A 24,263-nucleotide genomic window follows, 5' to 3' on the forward strand; every position below is an offset into this window, starting at 1 on the left:
GCGGGGAGAACGGTCAGCTGCGGGTGGCGATCTGCCAGCCGGCGGCCACCTGCTGTTGACTCCAGAACTGCTCGAAACGACCATCGGCAGCGAGCAATTCGTCGATCGTGCCGTCCTCGACCACTTGTCCGTCCTCGACGAACAGCACGCGGTCGGCGTGCCGGATGCTGGCCAACCGGTGCGCGACGATGACGCGGGTGCGTGGGCGGGGGTCGACGGTCAACGCGTCGATGACCGCCGCCTCGTTCTCGGTGTCCAGCGCGCTGGTGGCCTCGTCGACGAGCAGCACCGGGGCCGGTTTCAGCAGCGCCCGGGCGATGCTGACCCGCTGACGTTCACCGCCGGACAGCGCCGCACCGCCCTCGCCGACCTTGGTGACGTCCCCGTCCGGCAGCCGGGCGGTGAGTTCGTCCACGCGCGCCAGCCGCATCGCCGTGGCGACGGCGGCGTCGTCGGCTGTCGGGTCGCCGGCGACGACGTTGTCGCGCAGTGCGCCGTCGAACAGGTACGGGTGTTGGAACACCACGCTGAGCACGGCGCGACGCGCCTCGGGGTCCAGCGATGCCAGGTCCACACCGTCGATGAGCACCCGACCGGAATCGGGTTGGTGCAGACCGGCGATCAACGCCAGGATGGTGCTCTTGCCCGAACCGGACGGCCCGACGATCGCGGTGGTCGAGCCGGGCGCCAATGTGAAGTTCACGCTGTCGAGCACCCGGTTCTCGCCGTATCCGAAGCTGATGTTCTCGAAAGTGATTGCCGGCGCGGTGTTCTGCGAGGTCAGCGGCTGAGTGCCGGAGGAAAGCCGCGGCGCGTCGAGTACCGCCCGGATCCGGCCGAGGGTGGTGCGGGTCGACTCGATGGCCGGCGAGAGCTCACTGACGACGGTGAACGGCTCCAGATAGCGGGCCAGCACCACGATCAGCGCGACCGCCTCGGCCACTCCGAGATCGCCCCGCACCGTCAGCCAGGCCGTCATCGCCGCGAACAGGATCAGCGCCACCTGGCTGGCCAGACTGAACAGCAGCTGGCCCGGGATCTGCATGGTCAGCAGCCGCAGCCCGGCGCCGTGCTGCGCCTCGAGCGCGTCGCCCACCAGACTGCGGGCGGGTTCGACGCGGCGCGCCGCACGCAACGCCTGTTGGGTACGCGCGAACTCGATGATGCGCTCGGTGAACGCGACGTTGGTGGCACCGGCGATCCGGTCGGCGCTGCGGCTGAGGCGGCCCGACAACCACAGCGCGCCGAACAACACCGCCACCCCGGCCAGCGCGGCCAGCCCGAGAGGCACCGACACGAACAGCAGCGCGACGCCGATCGCGGCCGGCAGCAGGACCGCCCCGATCAGCGGGGTCAGCAGGTTGACCATCAGCCCGGCCAGTTCCGGACCGGTCGCCGCGATCGCCTGTCTTGCCGTGGTGGTGTTGTCCTGGTCGAACCAGCCCAATTCGATGTCGGACAGCCGGTCGGCCATGTCGTGTTGGGCGCGGTCCAGCACCGCGAAGCCCAGTTCGAATCCCAGCCGCGCGGTGCTGGTGTCGACCAGCCAGCCGACCACCGTCACCACCGTCAGCCAGCCCAGCCACACCCACGCATCGGCTGGTGTGTCACCGAAAAGCGCGGCCAGCAACGGGATCAGCAGCACCGCGGAGCCGGCACGCAGCAGCACCGACAACAGTGTCAGCACGGTGTACGCGCTGACCTTTCCGCGGCGGTCGTCGGGGATCAGCCTGAGCAGGGTCTGGATCATCGGGTCGCCTCCGCACTGGAGACCACGGCGGCAGGCCGCCTATCAGATACCGGCCGTCCGGAATCCCAAAGGGCGCGGTAGCGTCCGCCGGCGGCCAGCAGTTGGTCGTGGGTGCCGATCTCGGCGATCGTGCCGTGGTCGAGCACCACGATCTGGTCGGCGTGGGTGATGGTGTGCAGGCGGTGCGCGATCACCAGTACGGTGCGGTCGCGGGTGAGCCGGTTCAAGGCTTGCTGCACAAGGTATTCCGACTCCGGGTCGGCGAACGCGGTCGCTTCGTCGAGGATCAGCACGGGTGTGTCGGCGAGGATCGCGCGGGCGATGGTCAACCGTTGCCGCTCGCCGCCCGACAGGGTGGACCCGGCCCCCAACACGGTGTCGTAGCCGTCGGGCATCCGCAGGATCCGCTCGTGGATCTGGGCGTCGCGGGCGGCGGCCTGGATGCGTTCGATGCCGGCGTCGGGAACGGCCAGGGCGATGTTCTCCGCGACGGTGCCGTGCACCAACTGGGTGTCCTGCAGCACGAAGCCGACACGGCGGTACAGGTCGTCGGCCGTCAGGGTGCGGATGTCACGTCCGCCGACCCGGATCGCGCCGGCGCCGACGTCGTGGAATCGGGCCGCCAGCGCGGCGAGGGTGGACTTGCCGGAGCCGGACGGGCCGACCAGCGCGGTCACCGTGCCCGGCCGCAGGGTCAGGGTGACGTCGTCGATCACCGGTACGCCGGGGCGGTACCCGAAGGTGACGTGGTCGAATTCGACGGTGCCGGGCGCCGTTTCATCGCTGCTCGCCGCATCGACGACGTCGAGCTCGGGTTCGTCGAGCGTGGACTGTATGCGACGTGCGGCCTGCATCCCCGTTTGGATGCCGGCCATGCCGTAGCCGATGCCCAGCAGTCGGGCCCCGAAGGTGGTGCCCAGCAACAGGAACGGCAGCAGGTTCACCGGGTCCAGGCTCCCCGACACCACCAGCGGGACACCGGCGGCCAGGATCAGCCACAGGAAGGTCGAGGGTCGGGTGACCATGTCCATCAGCGTCTTCTTGCCGACGAACGGCCGCTGCCAGCTGACGAGGAACTCGATGTAGCCGTCGAGTCGCTGCCGGAAGCTCGACGCCGCCACACCGCCGAAGGTCCGGATGACCGGTTGGCCTTCGAGATAGGCGCCGGCCTCCCCGCTCATCCGCTCAGCCCAGCGCGGCGCCTGGGTGATCTTGGAACCGGACTGGATCGTCATCACGGACATCAGCACGAGGTAGATCAGCACCGGGATGAACAGCACCAGCGCGATGCGCCAGTCGGTGACGAACAGGTACACCAGCACCGCGACCGGCGCCACCACCGCCGCGACGGCATCGGGAATGGCGTGGGTGACCAGGTAGTGCAGGGCCAGGGTGTCGTCGGACACCAGTTGCTTGACCGGTGCGGATCCGCGCGCGGTGAACCAGCCCAGCGGCAGGCGCGACATCTTCGTGAGCAGCCGGCCACGCACCTCGTGCGCGAACCGGGCGTCGAGCCGGTGCAGCCAGAACGTCAACGCGGCGGCCAGGAACGCGCCCGTGCCGAGCAGCCCGACGGCGGCCATGCCGAGCCCCCACAGGCGGTCCGCCCCGGCGCCGGTCAGCAGCAGCCGAGCCAATTCGACCAGCAGCACGAACGGCGCCAGTTCGATGATGGTAATCACCGCCTGCAGCACGCCGGCGACGATCAGCGGGGTCTTCAACGGCGCCAGCAGTCGGCCGGCGGCGGCCGCGCGCCAGCGGCCGGGCCTCGCGTCGGACGCCGCGGAGGCGGGTTGGGGCGCCGGTGCCGCTTCCGCCGGCGTGGCCGCCGGCGCGTCGGCGGTGTCGGTCCCGTCGCGGTGGGACCCCATCGCGCGGCCCTGGGTCCAGTAGGCCTGCGCGTGGATCTCCTGCTTGGGGAAGCCGAACTCGTCGCGCAGCCGGGCCCGCAGCGGCTTCAGCGAGGCGGCCTCCGGCCCCACCCACGCGTACCAGTTCGACCAGTCCCGCGCCTCGATGGCGGCGGCCAGCGAACCGGTGTCGCGGCGCGGTACCCGGTGCAGCGTCAGCCGCGGATGCTCGGCGAGCGGGATCAGCGCGTCATTGTCGTCGTGCTGCTCGAGATAGAGCTCGATCGCGATGTCGTGCGGGACGGCGCCGATGATGCCGTTGATCGCGGGCGTGGACGCCGAGTCGCCGATCAGCAGGTAGCCGGCGGGGCGGTCCAGCGGGTCGTCGGCGACGGTGAAGCCGCGCGAGCCCAGAGACATCACCGCGATCGTCGCGCCGGGTTCGACGTCGCGGGCCCAGGTGGACGCCGGCCCGGCCGGCTCGTGCAGCACCATGTCGACGGCGAACCGTCCGGATGCGGGATCGGACTCGGTGATCGTGTAGGCCCGCTGGAACTCCGTGTCGGAACCTTCCGGGTCCGGGAACCAGAACCGCAGCCAGGTCGTGGGTTCGACGACGACCTCGTCGAAGAGCGTCGGGGACACCAGGCGCACCCGCACGAAGTGCGGGGCCACGTACTGCTTGTCGACCACCGTGGCCTGGTGATCGCGCGCACCGAACCCGCGCAGCATCACACCCTGCAAACCGCGTGCCATCGCCACTCCTCTCCCCGCCCGCCACGGGACGGACCTACTGAGGCTAGCCTTACTCCGCGGTCCGACGGGTGGCCCAGTCGAACGAATTAATTGACATTGGCCGTCGACTGTCGTACGAACAAGACATGAATGCGGTTCTGTCTCACGGCGCGGCGGCGCGGTTCGAGCTGTGCGACGCGGCAAGCTGGGCCGAACCGTGGACCATGTACCGGGCGCTGCGCGACCACGACCCCGTCCACCATGTTGTCCCGCCCGACAAACCCCACCACGACTACTTCGTGCTGTCCCGGCACGCCGACATCTGGGCCGCCGCCCGTGACCATCAGACCTTCTCCTCGGCGCAGGGCCTGACCGTCAACTACGGCGAACTCGACCTTCTCGGGTTGGCCGACAACCCGCCGATGGTGATGCAGGACCCGCCCACCCACACCGAGTTCCGACGTCTGGTCTCGCGCGGGTTCACGCCGCGACAGGTGGAGACGGTCGAACCGGCCGTCCGCGCGTTCGTCCGGGAACGGGTGCGACGTCTGCGCGACAACGGCGGCGGTGACATCGTCGCCGAACTGTTCAAACCGCTGCCCTCGATGGTCGTCGCCCACTATCTCGGGGTGCCGGAATCCGATCGCGACCAGTTCGACGGCTGGACCGACGCGATCGTCGCCGCGAACACCGCCGACGGCGGGATCGGCGGGACGTTGGCCACCGTCGGCGACGCGCTGGGCGACATGATGGGCTACTTCACCGCGCTGATCGAGCGCCGGCGCACCGACCCGGAAGACGACACCGTCTCGCATCTGGTGGCCGCCGGTGTCGGCGCCGACGGCGACATCGCCGGGGTGCTGTCGATTTTGGCGTTCACCTTCACCATGGTCACCGGCGGCAACGACACCACCACCGGCATGCTCGGCGGATCGGTGCAGCTACTGCACCAGCGGCCCGACCAGCGGGCGCTGCTGGTGGGCGATCCCGAGCTCATCCCCGACGCGGTCGACGAGCTGCTGCGGCTGACCTCGCCGGTGCAGATGCTGGGCCGCACCGTCACCCGCGACGTCACCATCGAGGACGTCACGATCCCCGAGGGCCGACGGGTCATGCTCCTCTACGGTTCGGGCAACCGCGACGAACGCCAATACGGTTCCGACGCCGCCGAACTCGACGTCACCCGCAGGCCGCGCAACATCCTGACCTTCAGCCACGGCGCCCACCACTGCCTCGGGGCGGCGGCCGCCCGGATGCAGTCGCGGGTCGCGCTGACCGAACTACTCGCGCAGATCCCCGACTTCGAGATCGACGAGTCCGCGATCATCTGGTCGGGCGGCAACTATGTGCGACGACCGCTGTCGGTGCCGTTCACGGTGAGCCGCTGATGGCCGGCGACTGGCTGGCCGGCCGGCGCACCGAGGTCGCCGCCGACCGCATCCTCGACGCGGCCGGTGAACTGTTCGCCGACAAAGAGGCCGCGACCGTCGGGATGCACGAAATCGCCTCGGCTGCAGGCTGTTCACGAGCCACGCTGTACCGCTACTTCGAGAACCGCGAGGCCCTGTACACGGCGTTCGTCAACCGCGAGAGCTACCGCCTCTACCGTGAGATGACCGACCAGATCACCGCGATCCACGATCCTGCGCAGCGGCTGATCGAAGGCATGATGAGCTCACTGCGCAACGTGCGGCAGAGCCCGACACTGGCCTCCTGGTTCGCCACCACGCAGCGACCGATCGGCGGCGAGATGGCCGAGCAGTCACAGGTGATCAGCGCACTCACCGAGGCGTTCGTGATCTCCCTGGGCCCCGACGACCCGGAGCTGGTCGCCCACCGGGCCCGGTGGCTGGTGCGGGTGATGACGTCGTTCCTGGTCTTTCCCGGCCGCGACGAGGACGACGAACGCAGCATGCTCGAAGAGTTCCTGGTACCGACCGTGCTGCCCTCACATCAGACCGATCAGCCGACGCCATGAGCGCTCAGGACCGCACGCGGGTGAACCGGTGCAGCAGCCACGCCAGCGGAATCGTGACCACCATCGTGCCGATGAACAGCCACCACACCGAACCCGTGTAGATCGGGTAACGCACGATCTCCACCATGACCAATTCCATGGTGATGAGGTGGATCAGGAAGATCTCGTAGGAGATCTCGCCGAGGAAGACCATCGGCCGGCTGCCCAGAAATCGTTGATACCAGTCCGGGCGTCCCGAGCCGCGCAACGCCAACGGCGCGACCACCAGCGTGGCGATCACCGCGTAGAACGCCATCTTCGCCACGGCTTCCCACAGCTCGGCCGGCGAGGTGGTCGGCTCGCCGCCGATCGGTGTGGACACGATGAGGTAGCAGATGGCCGCCAGCGGCACACACACCACCGCGTAGGCCCGCAGCCCGAGCGGCTGCAGCGCCGCGAGCACCATGCCTCCGACGAACCACGCCAGATATCCGGGCAGCCACAGGCGGGCGCCGTCAGGGAGCCAGTCGACGGCGTGCACCAGCGCCAGCCAGGCCGGAGACACCAGCGCGAGCACCGCCAGACCCACCAGCAGCACACGCGGTCGCCATTGCCGCCGGCACAGCACCACCAGCAGCAGGTAGGCCAACGCCGGCAGCATGACGTAGAACGCGACCTCGACCGCCAGGCTCCACATCTGGGTCAGGCCCTGGTGCAGATACGAGTACAGGTAGTTGTCGGTGTAGATCTGGGTGTGAGTGAGGTTGCGCAGCAACCCTTCCCACGTGTGTCCGGGGTTCGGTCCGGCGGTGCGGAAGTGGTAGACCGCGTAGGCGGCCAGCACGGTCACGACGTAGGCCGGCATGATGCGCCGCACCCGCCGCCAGGCGTAACGACGCACCGACGGTCCGGGGCGGCCGGCCGCGGCCCGCGTCACCCACGGGCTGAACAACAGGAATCCCGACAGCACGAAGAAGATCGGCACGCCGATCTCCATGCGCGAGTAGACCAGACCGACGAACCCCCGCGGATACTTGCCGGTGGTGTAGGCCGCGTGGGTCAGCACCACGAGCAGCGCCGCGACGGCGCGGATCCCGGTGAGTGAGTCGACGCGACCGGTCGCCGTCACCGACTCGAGGCCACCTTGAGCCTCTGTCCTGTCGGACAAGGTCACTTCGATTTGAACTTTCCGCGATGCGGTTTGGGGCCGCGATCGGGTTGAAGGTTGATCAGCTGACCCTGAATCCTGGTGTTCTCCAAGGCCTTCAGCGTCTTGTGCGGCAACTTGGCCGGCAGTTCCACCAGCGAGTACTCCAACTTGATCGCGATGTGCCCGAAGTCCGACCGGTTCAGGCCGCCCTCGTTGGCGATGGCGCCCACGATCGCACCCGGCGCCACCTTGTGGCGCTTGCCCACCGAGATCCGATACGTGGCCAGGTCGCTACGCCGCTCCCGCGGGGGCCGGTCCTCGCGCATGGGCTTTTCGCGCCGTTCGCGCTTCTTCTCCGGCGGCGGCTCGGTCATCAGGAACTCTTCGCCGTCGCGGCTCTGCAACGCCAGTGCCGCGGCGATGTCGGCCATCGGCACGTCGTGGTCGCGCTCGTAGTCCTCGACCAGGCGGCGGAACAGGTCCAGGCCCGGCGCGCTGAGCGCTTCGGTGATCGAGTCGCGGAACTTGGCGACCCGCTTCTCGTTGACGTCCTCGACCGACGGCAACGCCGATTCGACGAGTTTCTGGCGGGTGACGCGTTCGATCGCGTTGAGCAGATGCCGTTCGCGCGGGGTGACGAACAGCAGCGCCGCGCCCGACCGGCCCGCGCGGCCGGTGCGTCCGATGCGGTGCACGTAGGACTCGGGGTCGTGCGGGATGTCGTAGTTGAGCACATGGGAGATGCGCTCGACGTCCAGACCGCGGGCGGCCACGTCGGTGGCGATCAGGATGTCCAGTGAGCCGTCCTTGAGCGCGTTGATGGTGCGTTCCCGGACGGCCTGCGGAATGTCGCCGTTGATGGCCGCGGCGGAGAATCCGCGGGCCCGCAGCTTCTCGGCGACCTCTTCGGTGGCCTGCTTGGTGCGGACGAACACGATCATCGCCTCGAACGGCTCGACTTCGAGCAGGCGGGTCAGCGCGTCCATCTTGCGGTGGCCGGAGACCTGGACGTAGCGCTGGGTGATGTTCTCGGCGGTCTGCGTCTTGGCCTTGACGGTGACCTCGACGGGGTCGTGCAGATATTTGGCGGTGATCTTCTTGATCGCCGGCGGCATGGTCGCCGAGAACAGGGCGACCTGCTTGTACTCCGGGGTGTCGGCCAGGATCCGCTCGACGTCCTCGGCGAACCCCATCTGCAGCATCTCGTCGGCCTCGTCGAGCACCAGGTAGTCCAGGTGCGACAGGTCCAGGCTGCCCTTCTCCAGATGGTCGATGACCCGGCCCGGGGTGCCGACGACGATCTGCGCGCCGCGCTTGAGGCCGGCCAGCTGCGGGCCGTAGGAGCTGCCGCCGTACACCGGCAGCACGTTGATGCGCAGGTGCGCGCCGTAGCGGCTGAACGCCTCGGCGACCTGCAGGGCCAGCTCGCGGGTGGGCGCCAACACGAGCGCCTGGGTGTGGCGGCTGTCGGCGTCGATCTTCGACAGCAGCGGGATCGCGAACGCCGCGGTCTTACCGGTTCCGGTCTGCGCCAGGCCGACGACATCGGAGCCCGCGAGCATCGCCGGGATGGTCTCCGCCTGGATCGGGGATGGCGATTCGTAGCCGACGTCGTTGACCGCCTGCAGCACGGCTGGGTGAATCTGCAGGTCAGCAAAGGTCAGGTCGACGGGTGCGTCAGCACTGTCCGAAGCCGGGTCCGAGGAGTTCATCGTGGTGGAAGTCTAGTGCCAACCGGAGCCGTTTCCCTCCGCGTGCCTGTTCGAGGTGACCGGTGCCTCACGGTACGGTGCGCTGTTGTGAAGTGGGCCGGGACCTTCGGGACGCTCGCCGGCGCGATGGTGATCGCGGTGGCGGGATGCAGTTCGGGCGACTCCACCGCGTCCAAGACTCCGGGTCCGACCGCGCCGCCGGCGCCCACGTCGGTGGCCGCGCCGCCGCCCGTCGCGCCTCCCCCACCACCCGGGCCGACGCCGGCCGACGATCCGTGCGCGGTCAACCTGGCCGCCCCGGAGATCGTCCGCGCGGTCTCCGAGCTGCCGCGGGACCCGCGCTCGAACCAGGGCTGGAGCACCGAACCGCTGGCGGGCAACTACAACGAGTGCGCGCCGCTGTCGGCGGTGATCGTGCGGGCCAATACGAACGCCGACAACCCCAACACCCGCGCGGTGCTGTTTCATCTGGGCAAGTTCATCCCGACCGGGGTCCCGGACACCTACGGCTTCAACGGCCTGGACATGACGGCCAGCACGGGTGACACCGTCGCGTTGAAGTACTCCGACGGCACTGGGCTGGACAGCGTGGTGCGGTTCCGCTGGAACGGCAGCGGCGTCGAGCTGATCGGCAACGCGCCGCGCTGAGTGTTGGCTTGCCGCACGAAAAGGTGCTGCAAGCGTGCCGTTAGCCGACGTTCGGCGCCCCTCGACCGGCGAACGGTGTCGGCGCGCTGCCCTACAGTGGCGAGGTGTTCGTCATCGACGGCCGCGTGTTGTTCAGCGCCTCCGACCTCGCCGCCGCGGCGCGCTGCGAGTACGCGCTGCTACGCAGCTTCGACTCCCGATTGGGTTGGGGCCCAGCGATTTCCGGCGACGACGAACTGTTGGCCCGCACCGCCGAGCTCGGCGACCAGCATGAGCACCGGCATCTCGAGCAGCTTCGCGGGCGGGGTGAGGTCACCGTAATCGGCCGCCCGCCGTACACCCTGGCCGGGCTGACCGCGGCCGCCGAGCAGACGCGGCAAGCGGTCGACCGCGGCGCCCCGGCGATCTACCAGGCCGCGATGTTCGACGGCCGCTTCGTCGGCTTCGCCGACTTCATGGTGCTCGAGAACGGTCCCGACGGCCCGCGCTACCGTCTGCGCGACACCAAGCTGGCCCGCTCGGTCAAGGTCGAGGCGCTGCTGCAGATGGCGGCCTACGCCCAGACGCTCGCCGACGCCGACGTCGCGGTGGCCGACGAGGTCGACCTGGTGCTCGGCGACGGCACCACCGTCAGCTACCCGGTGGCCGAGCTGCTGCCGGTGTACCGGCCGCGTCGGGTCGCGCTGGAGGAACTGCTGGATCGTCACCTCGCGGGCGGCGCCCCCGTGACGTGGGAGGACGAACAGGTGCGCGCCTGCTTCCGGTGCCCCGACTGCGAGGAGCAGGTGCGCGCGCACGACGACCTGCTGCTGGTGGCCGGGATGCGGGCCAGCCAGCGGGCGCGCCTGTTCGACGCCGGCATCACCACGGTGGCCGAGCTGGCCGCCTACGACGGACCGACCCCGCCGGAGGTGTCGCCACGCACCTTCGCCGCACTGAGTTCACAGGCCCGCCTGCAGGTTTCGGACCCCGTGGACGGCAAGCCACCGTACGAGGTCGTCGATCCGCAGCCGTTGATGGTGCTGCCCGACGCGGACAAGGGCGACCTGTTCTTCGACTTCGAGGGCGATCCGCTGTGGACGCAAGACGGCCGGGAGTGGGGACTGGAGTACCTGTGGGGCGTCCTGGGCATGAAGGACGACTTCCACCCGCTGTGGGCGCACAACCGGCCCGACGAACGGCGCGCGCTGGTGAACTTCCTGGAGATGGTGCGCAAGCGGCGGCGCCGCTACCCCAACATGCACGTCTATCACTACGCGGCCTACGAGAAGAGCACCCTGCTGCGCCTGGCGGGCCGCTACGGAGTCGGCGAGGACGACGTCGACGAGCTGCTGCGCGAGGGTGTGCTGGTCGACCTGTATCCGTTGGTGCGCAAGAGCATCCGCGTGGGCACCGAGAACTACAGCATCAAGTCGCTGGAACCGCTCTACATGGGCAACGAGCTGCGCACCGGCGATGTCACCACCGCCACCGCCTCGATCACCGAGTACGCGCGCTACTGCGAGCTGCGCGACAGCGGTCGACTCGACGACGCCGCCACCGTGCTCAAGCAGATCGAGGAGTACAACCGCTACGACTGCCGGTCCACCCGCCGGCTGCGGGACTGGTTGGTGGCCCGCACCGTCGACTGCGCGGTGCCCCCGCGCGGACCGGTTCCGGTGCAGCCTCGCGAGGCGGCCCCCGAGGTGCCGACAGAACCGGAGCCAGACCGCGTCGAGCGCGCCTTGTGCGCGTTCGCCGGCGACGCCGTGGCCGAGCGCACCCCCGAACAGGTTGCCGTGGCGATGTTCGCCGCGGCCAAGGGTTTTCACAAACGCGAGGACAAGCCGTTCTGGTGGGGCCACTTCGACCGGGTCAACAACCCGGTCGAGGAATGGGCCGACAACGGCGGGGTGTTCCTGGCCGACCGCCACGAGATCGTCAACGACTGGCACCAGCCGCCGAAGGCCCGCAAGCCCCAACGGCATGTGCGGCTCTACGGCCAGATCGCCAGCGGGGATCTGGAGGCGGAGTTGTTCGCGCTCTACGATCCACCGTCGCCGGCGGGGCTGTCCGACGACCCCGACCGCCGCGGCTACGGCACGGCCAACGTGCTCGACTGCGACAACCCCGACGCGCCCACCGAGGTGCTCATCTGCGAGCGCCGCCCGAAGGACGGCGACGTGTTCGATCAACTGCCGTTCGCGCTGACCCCCGGTGCGCCGATCAGCACCAAGCCCCTCCAGGAGTCGATCGCCGCGACCGCCGCGACCATCGCCGACGGGTTACCGCACCTGCCCGCCACCGCGGTCACCGACCTGCTGCTGCGGCGTCCTCCACGCACCGTCAGCGGGGCCGCCCTGCCCCGCACCGGCGACGTGGTCGCCGACATCACCGCAGCCCTGCTCGACCTCGACGCCTCCTACCTGGCTGTGCACGGCCCGCCCGGCACCGGGAAGACGTTCACCGCCGCCCGGGTGATCGCCGAGCTGGTGAACACCCACCGATGGCGCATCGGGGTGGTCGCCCAGTCGCACGCCGTGGTGGAGAACCTGTTCGGCGGCATCATCAAAGCGGGCGTGGATACCGCGGTGGTGGGCAAGAAGACCAACTCGGGCACCGCGCCGTGGACCGCGCTCACCAACCCGGAGTTCGCGGGTTTCATCGCCGAACACGACGGCTGCGTGGTCGGCGGCACGGCCTGGGACTTCTCCAGCGCCACCAAGATCGACGCGCAGAGCCTGGACCTGCTGGTCGTCGAGGAGGCCGGCCAGTTCAGCCTGGCCAACACCATCGCGGTGGCCCGCGCCGCGCGCAGCCTGCTGCTGCTGGGCGACCCGCAACAGCTGCCGCAGGTCAGCCAGGGGACGCATCCCGAGCCGGTCGACGGGTCGGCGCTCGGGTGGCTCGTCGACGGGCACCACACATTGCCCCCGGAGCGCGGCTACTTCCTGGACCGTTCCTTCCGTATGCACCCGGCGATCTGCCGGGCGGTGTCCCGGCTGTCCTATGACGGTCGCCTGCAACCCGAACCCGTCACCGCCACCCGGCGCATCGACGGGGTGCCCGCCGGGGTGCACACCCTGGCGCTCGAGCACGCCGGCAACGCCACCGCCAGCCCGGAGGAAGCCGAGGCGATCGTCGCCGAGACCCGTCGACTGCTGGGCGCCCGGTGGAGCGACGAGGACGGCCCCCGACCGCTGGACCAGCACGACGTCCTCGTCGTCACCCCGTACAACGCGCAGGTGGTGACCGTGCGGCGTCATCTGGATGCCGCGGGCCTGACCGAGGTGCGGGTGGGGACCGTCGACAAGTTCCAGGGCCAGCAGGCGCCCGTGGTGTTCGTGTCGATGACCGCGTCCTCCGTCGACGACGTCCCCCGCGGAATGTCGTTCCTGCTGAACAGGAATCGTCTCAACGTCGCGATCAGCCGAGCCAAGTACCTGGCCGTGGTGGTGCGCTCGGCTCAGCTCACCGACTACCTACCGGCCACACCCGACCGGCTGGTCGAGCTCGGCGCGTTCCTGTCGCTGACCGGATGTGATACACCCACGAGGTGACCGAAAGCTTGGGCGAACGCCTCGCCGGCATCGTCGGGGACCGCCATGTCAGCACCGACCCCGACGTGCTGGCCGGTCGCAGCGTCGACCACACCGGCCGTTACCGCGGCCGCGCCCGCGCGCTGGTGCGGCCCGGCTCGGCAGAGGAGGTCAGCGCCGTGCTGACGGCGTGCCGGGACGCCGGTGTGCCGGTCACCGTGCAGGGCGGGCGGACGTCGTTGGTGGCCGGCACCGTTCCCGAGCACGACGACGTGCTGTTGTCCACCGAACGGCTGCGGGACGTCGGGGAGGTCGACGTCGTCGAGCGGCGCGTGCACGTCGGCGCCGGGGTGACCCTGGCCGAAGTGCAGCAGGCGGCTGTCGCGGCGGGATTGGTGTTCGGAGTCGATCTCGCGGCGCGGGATTCGGCGACCGTGGGCGGGATGGCCTCGACCAACGCGGGCGGGCTGCGCACGGTGGGGTACGGCAACATGAGCGAGCAGATTCTGGGTCTGGACGTGGTGCTGCCCGACGGCACGATCGTGCACCGGCACAGCAAGGTGCGCAGCGACAACACCGGTTACGACCTGGCGTCGCTGTTCGTCGGCGCCGAAGGCACCCTCGGCGTCATCACCGGCGTGGACCTGCGACTGCATCCCAACCCGGGCTGCCGGGTCACCGCGGTATGCGGGTTCGCCGACCTCGACGCACTGGTGGCCGCCGGTCGCGGGTTCCGCGACCTGCAGGGGATCGCCGCGCTGGAACTGATCGACGCGCGGGCCGCGGCCCTGACCGCCGAGCATGCCGATGTGCGCGCACCGGTGGCCGGCGACTGGCTGCTGTTGGTCGAGTTGGTCGGTGACCGCGAAGACGGTCTGACCGAGCGGCTCGCCGACGCTCTGGAAGGCGCCGACCTGGCCGACGAGCCCGCCGTCGGCATCGACGTCGCTGCCGCGCAGCGGTTGTGGCAGGTGCGCGAAGCCATCGCCGACGTCCTCGGTGTCTACGGACCGCCGCTGAAATTCGATGTGTCGCTGCCCCTTTCCGGGATCCGCGGGTTCGTCGACGCGGCCCGCGAACTCGTCGCCGCGCACACCCCGGACGCGATCCCGGTGCTGTTCGGGCATGTCGGTGAGGGAAACCTGCACCTGAACCTGGTGCGCTGCGTCCTCGACCCCGACGACGAGCACGCGCTGTACGCGGCGATGATGGCCTTGATCGATGAGCACGGCGGCAACGTCAGTTCCGAACACGGTGTCGGCACCCGCAAACGCGAGTACCTGTCGATGTCGCGTACCGATGCCGACATCGCCGCGATGCGGACGGTTAAAGCAGCATTCGATCCGACCGGCTTCCTGAACCCCGCGGTGCTGTTCGGTTAACCTGGCAGCCAGTGACCAGCATGGAGGCTGACTACCTCGTCGTCGGAGCGGGCGCCATGGGGATGGCGTTCGTCGACACCATGCTCAGCGAGACCGATGCCACGATCGTGCTGGTCGACCAGAATCACCAACCCGGCGGCCACTGGAACTCGGTGTATCCGTTCGTGCGACTGCACCAACCCTCGGCGTACTACGGTGTCAACTCGCGCCCCCTGCCCGGCGAGGACCGCATCGACGAATCCGGGTTCAACGCAGGGTTTTTCGAGCTGGCCTCCGGACATGAGGTGTGCGCCTACTACGACGAGGTGATGCGGCATCAGCTGCTGCCCACCGGCCGGCTGTCGTACTTTCCGGCGTCCCGGTATCTCGGGGAGAACCGCTTCCGCACCCTCGACGGTCGCGACCACACGGTGACCGTGCGGCGCCGCGTGGTCGACGCCACCTACCTGCTGACCGTGGTCCAGTCGATGCGCCCGCCGCCGTTCACCGCCGCCGACGGCGTCGAGGTGGTCTCCCCCAACGAACTACCGCGCCGGGCCGCGGGCCACCGGCACTTCACCATCGTCGGCGGTGGCAAGACCGGCATGGACTGCTGCCTGTGGCTGATGCGCCACGGCGTCCCCGCCGACCGGTTGCGATGGATCATGCCGCGGGACTCGTGGCTGCTCAACCGCGCCCACATCCAGCCCGGTGCACCGTTCGCCAAGGCGCTTCGCGCGTCGATCGGCTCCCGGATGGGTGCCCTTGAAGCGGCCTCATCGGTCGAGGACCTGTTCGAGCGGCTGGAGGCCGAAGAGAACCTGCTGCGCCTCGACCCCGACGTGCGGCCGACGATGTACCACTGCGCGATCGTGTCGATCGTCGAGCTCGAACAGCTGCGCCTGATCGCCGATGTGGTGCGACTCGGTCATCTGCAGCATGTCGACCACGACCGTCTGAGGCTGCGCGACGCATCGATCCCGGCGGGGCCGTCGCTGGTCGTGGACTGCACCACCCAGGGGTTGCCGCGGCCGCCGTCGGTGCCGGTGTTCGACGGCGACCGGATGGTGCTGCAGAGTGTGCGCGGCTGTCAGCAGGTGTTCAGCTCGGCGTTCATCGCACATGTCGAGGCCACCTACCCGGACGACGCGGTCCGCAATGAGCTGTGCGTGCCGGTCCGCCACCCCGACGCCCCGCTGGACTGGCTGCGGATCCTGTTGAGCGACAACCGCGCTCATATGCGATGGATGCAGGACCCCGCGCTGATGGACTGGTTGAGCAAGACGCGGCTCAATGTGCTTCGTGACGTGTTCCCGATGTTCCCCGACAAGCCGCGGGTCCAGGAGAAGGCGATGGGCGCGCTGTCGGTCGCGCTGCGCAAGGCCAACGACCGGCTGACCGAGTTGCTCGAGGGTGCCGATCAGTGACGCGAGTGCCGCCCGTAGGTCTCTTCGCCGGGCATCGGATCGCCGTCCGACGCTGAACCGTTGACGTGGGGCTCGTCGAGCATGCGGTCCAGGATGAACCGCCACGCGTGCTGGGTGGTTTCGGAGTCGTCCGGTGCGACGATGTCAGGGTCGGGCGACGGCGCATGCTCGACGAGGAACTCGACGTAGTCGTCGTCGTCGACGTACCCGTCGTCGGCGTACCAGTCGTCCGATTCGGTGGGATCGTCCCGCGTCGTGGCGGTGGACGTCACCAGCGGTGAATTGGGGAAGCCCAGGAAGAAGATCGCCGCGATCACGCCGAACAGCGCGACGAACGCCGGCAGCAGCATGGCCTGCGACATCGCCGCGGCGAACGGTTCGTGCAGGAAATCGGGCAGCGGACCCACCGGAGCTTCCGACCGGGCCGGCGCGTCGACCGCGCCGGGCATCTCGGCCGACAGCCGGGATGCCATGAACGCCGCCATGCCCGCGCTGCCCACCACCGACCCGACCTGCCGGGTGGTGTTGTAGACGCCCGAGCCGGCGCCGGCCAGCGCAGCCGGCAGGTTGCGGGTGGCGGTCGCCGCCAGCGGCGACCAGATGAACGCCATCGCCACACCGAGCACCGTCAGCGGAAGCACCAGCCGCCAGATCGGTGTCGTCGGCGTCATCTCGATCGACAACCAGGTCACTCCCACCGCCAGCGTCGCGAAGCCGAAGCCGATCACCGAGCGGGGGTGGGCCCGGTCGACGATCCGACCGACGATCGGCGCGAGCACGCCGGTCGCCACCGCCATCGGCGCGACCAGCACCGCGGCGCGCGTCGGCGACAGTCCGCACACCGACTGCGCGTAGAACATCAGCGGCAGCAGCATGCCGGTGGCCACGAACCCGATCGTCGCGACACCGAAGTTCGACATCGAGAAGTCGCGGTCACCGAAGATGCGCAACGGGATCAGCGGCTCGCCGGTGTTGACGGACTGCCAGTACACGAACCCGACCATCACCACCACGCCGATGCCGATCGACGCCCAGATCCACGGCGCCCAGTCGTTGGCCTGTCCCTCCTGCAGCGCGAACACGATCAGGAACAACCCGATCCCGGACAACACCACACCGGGAATGTCGAACCGGTGGGTCTGGGTCGGCAGCGCGGGCACCAGCCACACCGCGAGCGCGAGGCCCAGCACACCGACGGGCACGTTGACGATGAAGATCCACGGCCAGCCGAGGGTGTCGACCAGCACCCCGCCCGCCAGCGGACCGATCAGGGTGGCCACGCCGGCGGTGGCACCCCAGACGCTCATCGCGACCCCGCGCCGGTGCGCCGGGAAGGTGCGCGTGATCACCGTCAGCGTCTGCGGCGTCAGCAGCGCCGCACCGACGCCCTGCACCACACGGGCGGTGACGAGCATCCCGATGGTGTCGGAGAGTCCGCACCACAGCGACGCCAGCGTGAAGACCGCCAGACCCGCCAGATACACGTTCTTCGGTCCGAACCTGTCGCCGAGGCGGCCCGCCACCAGCAGCGGCACGGCGTAGGCCAGAAGGTAGGCGCTGGTCACCCAGATCACCGCGTCGTAGCCGACGTCCAGGCTCGCCATGATGGCCGGGTTCGCGACCGCCACGATGGTCGCGTCGACGAGGATCATGAAGAACCCGACCAGCAGCGCCCACAGCGCAGGCCACGGGTTGGCCGGCTGCACGGACGCAGGCTGGGACGGCGATTCAGGCATCACAAACTCGGCTACGCAACTTCGACGGGGGCGGGTGCTCGACGAGGTGGGGGTGCCGTCGAGCGGTCGGGCCCGACGGTACGGGCGCCGCGCACCGCCGACAAGTCCCGCGCCGGCCGTGTCCTGAGGATCAGGCGGGCGGGACGGTTGCGGGTTCGGCCGCGCCCTGCGCGCGGTCCTGGTCGCGAGCAACATCCTTGGCGACCCTGTGCGACCCGGTGAGCACCAGCGCGAGCAACGCCAGGACCACTCCGGACGCCATCACCAGGGCCATCGCGAGTTCGTCGTTGCCGAGGATCCCCACCACCGGGGCGACGGCGGCGCCGACCGCGAACTGCACAGCGCCCAGCAACGCGGCCGCGGTGCCCGCGGCATCCGGGTGTCGCGTCAACGCCACCGCGGGGGCGTTCGGGATCACCAAACCCATCGCACCGAGGATCACCCACACCGGCACCACGAACCCGGCGACACCACCGACACCGGTGACGGCCAACCCCACGAACACCAGACCGGACACGGCCGCGACCACCAGCGCCCACACCATGATCTGCTGGGGCGCGAACCGGCGCAGCAGCACCACGTTGCACTGCGTGGTCCCGATGAGGGCGACGGCGCCCGCGCCGAACACCAGCGCGAAGGCGGTCTGACCGAGTCCGAACCGGCCCTGCAGGACGAACGAGGCACCGGCGATGTAGGCGAACAGCCCGGACATGCCCAGAGCGCCGACGAGCACCAAGATCACGAAGCGCACGTCGCGCAGCAGTTCGAGGTAGGTGCGCGCGATGCTGCCCACGCGCAGAGAACGCCGGTGGTCGGTGGGCAGCGTCTCGGGCAATGCCAGAGCCGCCATCACCAGCAGCGCCCCGGCGACGACGACCAGCGCGGCGAAGACCCAGTGCCACGACCCGTGCAGCAGGACTGCGGCGCCCAGCGAGGGCGCCAGGACCGGCGCCACACCGAGCACGAGCATCAGCCGCGACATCACGGTCGCGGCCACCGAGTCGGTGTACAGGTCGCTCACGACGGCGATCGCGACCACCATCCCGGCCGCGGCACCCATGCCCTGGAGTCCGCGGGCGATACCGAGCACGGTGATGTCGGTGGCGAACATGCACAGCAGCGAGGCCAGCATGTGCAGCACGATCCCGCCGATCAGCGGTTTGCGACGGCCGAGGGCGTCCGACAGTGGACCGATGATGAGCTGCCCGAGCGCCAGTCCGGCCAGGGTGCCGGTGAGCGTCAACTGCACCACCGACGACGACACCGACAGGTCCTCGGCGATCTTGGGCAGCGCCGGCAGATACATGTCGATGGTGAGCGGCCCGAGGGCCACCAGCAAGCCGAGCACCACGATCATCCGCAAGCGTCCCGGTTGCCTCACATCCACGTCAGGGGATACTGCCATGGGTTTGGTTAGCGTCGCTTTCCAATAAATTCTTCCCGCTCCCGCAAGAAGTGACCGCGATCACGGCGGGGACCAAGACCGCAGTCGATGCGTTGGTTCTCCGGATGACCTCACCTACTAGCCTGTGGGATGAGCAGCCGTTGCGAGGTGGATACAGGAGGGGCGACGGATGAGTGCCCGATCACGTACCGCGAGTAACCCGCCGGCTGTCAGGGACGAGGATCCCGGCGCGGTCGCCAAGGTGCTCTCCCGGATCATCGAGCGCGGGGCGCGCGTGCAGGGCCCGGCGGTCAAGACCTACGTCGACCGGTTGCGCGCCGATCAGCCCGACGCCTCCCCGGCCGACATCATCGCCGCGTTGGACAAGCGCTACATGGCCGCGGTGATGGCCAGCGGCGCGGCGGTCGGCTCGGCCGCGGCGTTCCCCGGCATCGGCACGCTGGTGGCGATGTCGGCGGTGGCGGGCGAGACGGTGGTGTTCCTGGAAGCCACCGCGTTGTACGTGCTGGCGGTCGCCGAGGTGCACGGCATCCCGATCGACGAACGGGAACGGCGGCGCACCCTGGTGCTGGCCGTGCTGGTGGGTGACGACAGCAAGCATGCCGTCGGTGACCTCCTCGGACGTCGACGGACCACCGGCGGGTGGCTCTCCGACGGGGCCGCGTCGCTGCCGTTGCCGGCGCTGTCGCAGATGAATTCGCGGCTGCTGCGGTACTTCGTCAAGCGCTACACCCTCAAACGCGGCGCCATCGCGTTCGGCAAGTTGATGCCGGTCGGGGTGGGTGCCGTGGTCGGCGGGGTCGGTAATCGCCTGATGGGCAAGAAGATCGTCGCCAACGCGCACGCCGCGTTCGGACCGCCGCCCGCGAGGTGGCCGTCGGGCCTCCATCTGGTGCCCGGACAGCGCTCGTGAACGGGTTCCTCCGGCGGGCACCGTTGCCTGCCCGGGCAAATGACGGAAGCGTTAGCCTATATACGGCGGACAAGCGGGGTACCCGCACACAGGGTTGAGATTGAGGTGGCCGGCTGCCACTGGCGGCGCTGGCCGGAAGCGAAGAATTGAGGCGAACAGCAGCCGTGAATTCACCTTCACCATTCGGTCAGAACGAGTGGTTGGTCGAAGAGATGTACCGCAAGTTCCGCGACGACCCGTCGTCGGTGGACCCGAGTTGGCACGAGTTCCTCGTCGACTACAACCCGGAACCGGCCACCGAGTCCGCCTCGGGCGGCAACGGCCGTGCGTCGTCGACACCGACCGCTCCCCCGGAGCCCGCGCCTGCGCCGCCGCCGAAAACCTCCTCCGGCAACGGCACCTCGGCGGCAAGCGCCGCCAAGACCAAGACCGACGAGTCACCGAAGGCCAAGAAGTCCGACACGCCGGCGCCGGAGAAGGCGAAGACCTCGTCTTCGGGTAAGTCGGATGCCAAGGCCGCGTCCAAGTCGGACAAGTCCGACAAGCCCGCTGCCAAGTCGGAGAAGCCGGCGCCGCAGAAGAGCGCCGACAAGGGCGCTGAGAAGGGCGCTGAGAAGGCCAAGGAGTCCTCGTCCGACGAGGACGAGACCACGGTGCTGCGCGGCGCGGCCGCGGCCGTCGTCAAGAACATGAACGCCTCGCGTGAGGTGCCGACAGCCACGAGCGTGCGCGCCATCCCGGCCAAGGCGATGGTCGACAACCGGATCGTCATCAACAACCACCTCAAGCGCACCCGCGGCGGCAAGATCTCGTTCACCCATCTGCTGGGCTACGCGATCGTGCAGGCGGTCAAGAAGTTCCCGAACATGAACCGCCACTACGCCGAGATCGACGGCAAGCCGGTGGCAGTGACCCCGGCGCACACGAACCTGGGTCTGGCGATCGACCTGCAGGGCAAGGACGGCAAGCGGACATTGGTCGTCGCGTCGATCAAGAACTGCGAGACCCTGCGCTTCGGACAGTTCATCGCGGCGTACGAGGACATCGTGCGCCGCGCCCGCGACGGCAAGCTGACCGCCGAAGACTTTGCGGGCGTGACGATTTCGCTGACCAACCCCGGAACGATCGGCACCGTGCACTCGGTGCCGCGGCTCATGCAGGGGCAGGGCACGATCGTCGGCGCCGGGGCGATGGAGTACCCGGCGGAATTCCAGGGCGCCAGCGAGGAACGCATCGCCGACCTCGGCGTCGGCAAGTTGATGACGCTGACGTCGACCTACGACCACCGCATCATCCAGGGTGCGGAGTCCGGCGACTTCCTGCGCACCATCCACCAGCTGCTGCTCGACGACGAGTTCTACGACGAGATCTTCCGCGAGCTCGGCATCCCCTACGAGCCGGTGCGTTGGCGCATCGACAACCCGGACTCGATCGAGGACAAGAACGCCCGCGTCATCGAGTTGATCGCGGCCTACCGCAACCGCGGCCACCTGATGGCCGACATCGACCCGTTGCGGCTGGACAACACCCGCTTCCGCAGCCATCCCGACCTCGACGTCAACACCCACGGCCTGACGCTGTGGGACCTCGACCGCGAGTTCAAGGTCAACGGGTTCGGCGGGCAGACCAACAAGAAGCTGCGCGACATCCTCGGCCTGTTGCGGGACGCGTACTGCCGCCACATCGGCGTGGAGTACACCCACATCCTCGAGCCCGAGCAGCAGCAGTGGCTGCAGGAGCGCGTGGAGATCAAGCACGAGAAGCCCACCGTCGCCGAGCAGAAGTACATCCTGAGCAAGCTCAACGCCGCCGAAGCGTTCGAGACTTTCCTGCAGACGAAATACGTTGGACAGAAGCGCTTCTCACTGGAAGGCGCGGAGACCGTCATCCCGATGATGGACGCCGCGATCGACCAGTGCGCCGAGCACGGCCTCGACGAGGTGGTCATCGCGATGCCGCACCGCGGCCGCCTCAACGTGCTGGCCAACATCGTCGGCAAGCCCTACAGCCAGATCTTCACCGAGTTCGAGGGCAACCTGAACCCGTCGCAGGCGCACGGATCCGGTGACGTGAAGTACCACCTGGGCGCCAACGGCACCTACATCCAGATGTTCGGCGACAACGACATCGCGGTGTCGCTGGTGGCCAACCCCAGTCACCTCGAGGCCGTCGACCCGGTGTTGGAGGGCATCGTCCGCGCCAAGCAGGACCTGCTCGACACCGGCGAGGAAGTCGACGGGTCCAAGCAGTTCACCGTCGTGCCGATGATGCTGCACGGCGACGCGGCCTTCGCGGGCCAGGGCGTGGTCGCCGAGACGCTGAACCTGGCGCTGCTCAACGGCTACCGCACCGGCGGCACCATCCACATCATCGTCAACAACCAGATCGGCTTCACCACCTCGCCGAACGACTCGCGCTCCAGCGAGTACTGCACCGACGTGGCGAAGATGATCGGCGCACCGATCTTCCACGTCAACGGCGACGATCCCGAAGCGTGCGTGTGGGTGGCCAAGCTGGCCGTGGACTTCCGCCAGAAGTTCAAGAAGGACGTCATCATCGACATGCTGTGCTACCGCCGCCGCGGTCACAACGAAGGTGACGACCCGTCGATGACGCAGCCCACGATGTACGACGTGATCGACACCAAGCGTGGCGTCCGCAAGTCCTACACCGAGGCACTGATCGGCCGCGGCGACATCTCGATGAAGGAAGCCGAAGACGCCCTGCGCGACTACCAGGGCCAGCTCGAACGCGTCTTCAACGAAGTCCGGGAACTCGAGAAACACGCTGTCGAACCCAGTCATTCGGTGGAGTCCGACCAGATGGTGCCCGCCGGGATGAAGACTGCGGTGGAGAAGTCGCTGTTGCAGCGCATCGGCGATGCGCACCTGTCCTATCCGGAGGAGTTCAGCGTCCACCCGCGCGTCAAGCCGGTGCTGGAGAAGCGCCGCGAGATGGCCTACGAGGGCAAGGTCGACTGGGCGTTCGCCGAGCTGCTGGCGTTGGGATCGTTCCTGGCCGAGGGCCGCACGATCCGGCTGACCGGGCAGGACACCCGACGCGGCACGTTCACCCAGCGCCACTCGGTGATCATCGATCGCAAGACCGGCGAGGAGTTCACCCCGCTGCAGCTGCTCACCGTCGACACCGACGGCAACACCACCGGCGGCAAGTTCATGGTGTACGACTCGGCGCTCTCGGAGTTCGCCGCCGTCGGTTTCGAGTACGGCTACTCGGTGGGCAACCCCGATGCGCTGGTGCTGTGGGAAGCGCAGTTCGGCGACTTCGTCAACGGCGCGCAGTCCATCATCGACGAGTTCATCAGCTCCGGCGAGGCCAAGTGGGGTCAGCTCTCCGATGTGGTGCTGCTGCTGCCGCACGGCCACGAGGGTCAGGGCCCCGACCACACCTCGGGCCGCATCGAGCGGTTCCTGCAGTTGTGGGCCGAGGGCTCGATGACCATCGCGGTGCCCTCCACGCCGGCGAACTACTTCCACCTGCTGCGCCGCCACGGCCTCGACGGCATCCACCGGCCGTTGATCGTGTTCACGCCGAAGTCGATGCTGCGCAACAAGGCGGCGGTCAGCGATCTGAGGGAGTTCACCGAGGCCAAGTTCCGCTCGGTGCTCGAGGAGCCCACCTACTCCGACGGCACCGGCGATCGGTCGAAGGTGACCCGGATCCTGCTGACCAGCGGCAAGCTGTATTACGAGCTGGCGGCGCGCAAGAAGAAGGACGAACGCGACGACGTGGCGATCCTGCGCCTCGAGCAGTTGGCACCGCTGCCCAGGCGGCGGCTGGCCGAGACCATCGACCGCTATCCGAACGCCAAGGAGCGGTTCTGGGTCCAGGAGGAGCCGGCCAATCAGGGGGCCTGGCCCACGCTGGGGTTGACGCTGCCCGAGGTGCTGCCCGACCACTTCGCCGGGATCAAACGGATCTCGCGGCGCGCGATGTCGGCGCCGTCGTCGGGTTCGTCGAAGGTGCACGCGGTCGAGCAGCAGGAGATCATCGACGAAGCGTTCGCCTAGTTTCGGCGAACGCGCGTGTTCGCCGGTCGACACGCCGTGAACCGCGGGCACTTCGCGCGCGGTCACGGCG

General features: G+C 69.0%; 14 protein-coding genes. 8 read left to right on the forward strand and 6 right to left on the reverse strand.

The window, feature by feature from the left end:
- Positions 1 to 13: 13 nt before the first annotated feature.
- A complete protein-coding gene (locus tag ACQI46_RS20490) occupies positions 14 to 1,750 on the reverse strand; it encodes an ABC transporter ATP-binding protein (RefSeq protein WP_427095877.1) in 1,737 nt (578 codons plus the stop codon).
- Positions 1,747 to 4,356 (reverse strand): ABC transporter ATP-binding protein/permease, encoded by a 2,610-nt coding sequence (locus tag ACQI46_RS20495; RefSeq protein WP_427095878.1) that lies wholly within the window; start codon positions 4,354 to 4,356, stop codon positions 1,747 to 1,749. The genes ACQI46_RS20490 and ACQI46_RS20495 overlap by 4 nt, the downstream gene beginning before the upstream one ends.
- Positions 4,357 to 4,481: 125 nt before the next feature.
- Here ACQI46_RS20495 and ACQI46_RS20500 point away from each other — a divergent pair, with 125 nt between their 5' ends.
- Positions 4,482 to 5,723, forward strand: a complete 1,242-nt coding sequence (locus ACQI46_RS20500; protein ID WP_427095879.1) for a cytochrome P450 — start codon at positions 4,482 to 4,484, stop codon at positions 5,721 to 5,723.
- Positions 5,723 to 6,313, forward strand: coding sequence for a TetR/AcrR family transcriptional regulator (locus ACQI46_RS20505; RefSeq protein WP_427095880.1), 591 nt, complete (start codon positions 5,723 to 5,725; stop codon positions 6,311 to 6,313). Before ACQI46_RS20500 ends, ACQI46_RS20505 begins: the two co-directional genes overlap by 1 nt.
- A gap of 4 nt (positions 6,314 to 6,317) precedes the next feature.
- On the opposite strand, the gene ACQI46_RS20510 is transcribed toward ACQI46_RS20505, so the two are convergent.
- Entirely contained in the window at positions 6,318 to 7,466 is a 1,149-nt protein-coding gene (locus tag ACQI46_RS20510; RefSeq protein WP_427095881.1) for an acyltransferase family protein, read from the reverse strand.
- The gene (locus ACQI46_RS20515) at positions 7,463 to 9,154 is read right to left on the reverse strand and encodes a DEAD/DEAH box helicase (RefSeq protein ID WP_427095882.1); all 1,692 of its coding nucleotides are present in this window, start codon (positions 9,152 to 9,154) and stop codon (positions 7,463 to 7,465) included. The genes ACQI46_RS20510 and ACQI46_RS20515 overlap by 4 nt, the downstream gene beginning before the upstream one ends.
- 126 nt (positions 9,155 to 9,280) lie before the next feature.
- Between ACQI46_RS20515 and ACQI46_RS20520 the strand changes: the two genes are divergently transcribed.
- The 4 genes from ACQI46_RS20520 to ACQI46_RS20535 all read left to right on the forward strand — a co-directional run bounded on the left by ACQI46_RS20520 (position 9,281) and on the right by ACQI46_RS20535 (position 16,108).
- Positions 9,281 to 9,802, forward strand: a complete 522-nt coding sequence (locus ACQI46_RS20520) for an LppP/LprE family lipoprotein (RefSeq protein WP_427095989.1) — start codon at positions 9,281 to 9,283, stop codon at positions 9,800 to 9,802.
- Between the two features lie 104 nt (positions 9,803 to 9,906).
- On the forward strand, positions 9,907 to 13,341 hold the full coding sequence (locus ACQI46_RS20525; protein ID WP_427095883.1) for a TM0106 family RecB-like putative nuclease: 3,435 nt from the start codon (positions 9,907 to 9,909) through the stop codon (positions 13,339 to 13,341).
- 8 nt (positions 13,342 to 13,349) lie between these two features.
- Positions 13,350 to 14,702: an FAD-binding oxidoreductase gene (locus ACQI46_RS20530; protein WP_427095990.1), complete on the forward strand. Its 1,353-nt coding sequence runs from the start codon at positions 13,350 to 13,352 to the stop codon at positions 14,700 to 14,702.
- A gap of 11 nt (positions 14,703 to 14,713) precedes the next feature.
- On the forward strand, positions 14,714 to 16,108 hold the full coding sequence (locus ACQI46_RS20535; protein ID WP_427095884.1) for an NAD(P)-binding protein: 1,395 nt from the start codon (positions 14,714 to 14,716) through the stop codon (positions 16,106 to 16,108).
- Here ACQI46_RS20535 and ACQI46_RS20540 read toward each other — a convergent pair.
- Both ACQI46_RS20540 and ACQI46_RS20545 read right to left on the reverse strand, forming a co-directional pair.
- Positions 16,102 to 17,844 carry an MFS transporter gene (locus tag ACQI46_RS20540; protein WP_427095885.1) on the reverse strand — a complete coding sequence of 581 codons (1,743 nt, stop codon included), beginning with the start codon at positions 17,842 to 17,844 and terminating at the stop codon, positions 16,102 to 16,104. The two genes, ACQI46_RS20535 and ACQI46_RS20540, sit on opposite strands and share 7 nt — an antisense overlap.
- 130 nt (positions 17,845 to 17,974) lie before the next feature.
- Positions 17,975 to 19,249: a multidrug effflux MFS transporter gene (locus tag ACQI46_RS20545; protein WP_427095886.1), complete on the reverse strand. Its 1,275-nt coding sequence runs from the start codon at positions 19,247 to 19,249 to the stop codon at positions 17,975 to 17,977.
- 169 nt (positions 19,250 to 19,418) lie between these two features.
- On the opposite strand from ACQI46_RS20545, the gene ACQI46_RS20550 reads away from it, so the two are divergent.
- Both ACQI46_RS20550 and ACQI46_RS20555 read left to right on the forward strand, forming a co-directional pair.
- Complete coding sequence (locus ACQI46_RS20550) at positions 19,419 to 20,162, forward strand: hypothetical protein (protein ID WP_427095887.1); 744 nt, start codon at positions 19,419 to 19,421, stop codon at positions 20,160 to 20,162.
- Positions 20,163 to 20,374: 212 nt separating this feature from the next.
- On the forward strand, positions 20,375 to 24,193 hold the full coding sequence (locus ACQI46_RS20555; RefSeq protein WP_427095991.1) for a multifunctional oxoglutarate decarboxylase/oxoglutarate dehydrogenase thiamine pyrophosphate-binding subunit/dihydrolipoyllysine-residue succinyltransferase subunit: 3,819 nt from the start codon (positions 20,375 to 20,377) through the stop codon (positions 24,191 to 24,193).
- Positions 24,194 to 24,263: the final 70 nt, after the last annotated feature.

The sequence above is a fragment of the Mycobacterium sp. SMC-4 genome (assembly GCF_050205565.1).
Taxonomy (GTDB): domain Bacteria; phylum Actinomycetota; class Actinomycetes; order Mycobacteriales; family Mycobacteriaceae; genus Mycobacterium.

Coding starts and splice junctions, on each gene's coding strand:
- ACQI46_RS20490 (WP_427095877.1), bottom strand. CDS start 1,750: ATGATCCAGACCCTGCTCAGGCTGATCCCCGACGACCGCCGCGGAAAG.
- ACQI46_RS20495 (WP_427095878.1), bottom strand. CDS start 4,356: ATGGCACGCGGTTTGCAGGGTGTGATGCTGCGCGGGTTCGGTGCGCGC.
- ACQI46_RS20500 (WP_427095879.1), top strand. CDS start 4,482: ATGAATGCGGTTCTGTCTCACGGCGCGGCGGCGCGGTTCGAGCTGTGC.
- ACQI46_RS20505 (WP_427095880.1), top strand. CDS start 5,723: ATGGCCGGCGACTGGCTGGCCGGCCGGCGCACCGAGGTCGCCGCCGAC.
- ACQI46_RS20515 (WP_427095882.1), bottom strand. CDS start 9,154: ATGAACTCCTCGGACCCGGCTTCGGACAGTGCTGACGCACCCGTCGAC.
- ACQI46_RS20520 (WP_427095989.1), top strand. CDS start 9,281: ATGGTGATCGCGGTGGCGGGATGCAGTTCGGGCGACTCCACCGCGTCC.
- ACQI46_RS20540 (WP_427095885.1), bottom strand. CDS start 17,844: ATGCCTGAATCGCCGTCCCAGCCTGCGTCCGTGCAGCCGGCCAACCCG.
- ACQI46_RS20545 (WP_427095886.1), bottom strand. CDS start 19,249: ATGGCAGTATCCCCTGACGTGGATGTGAGGCAACCGGGACGCTTGCGG.
- ACQI46_RS20550 (WP_427095887.1), top strand. CDS start 19,419: ATGAGTGCCCGATCACGTACCGCGAGTAACCCGCCGGCTGTCAGGGAC.
- ACQI46_RS20555 (WP_427095991.1), top strand. CDS start 20,375: ATGTACCGCAAGTTCCGCGACGACCCGTCGTCGGTGGACCCGAGTTGG.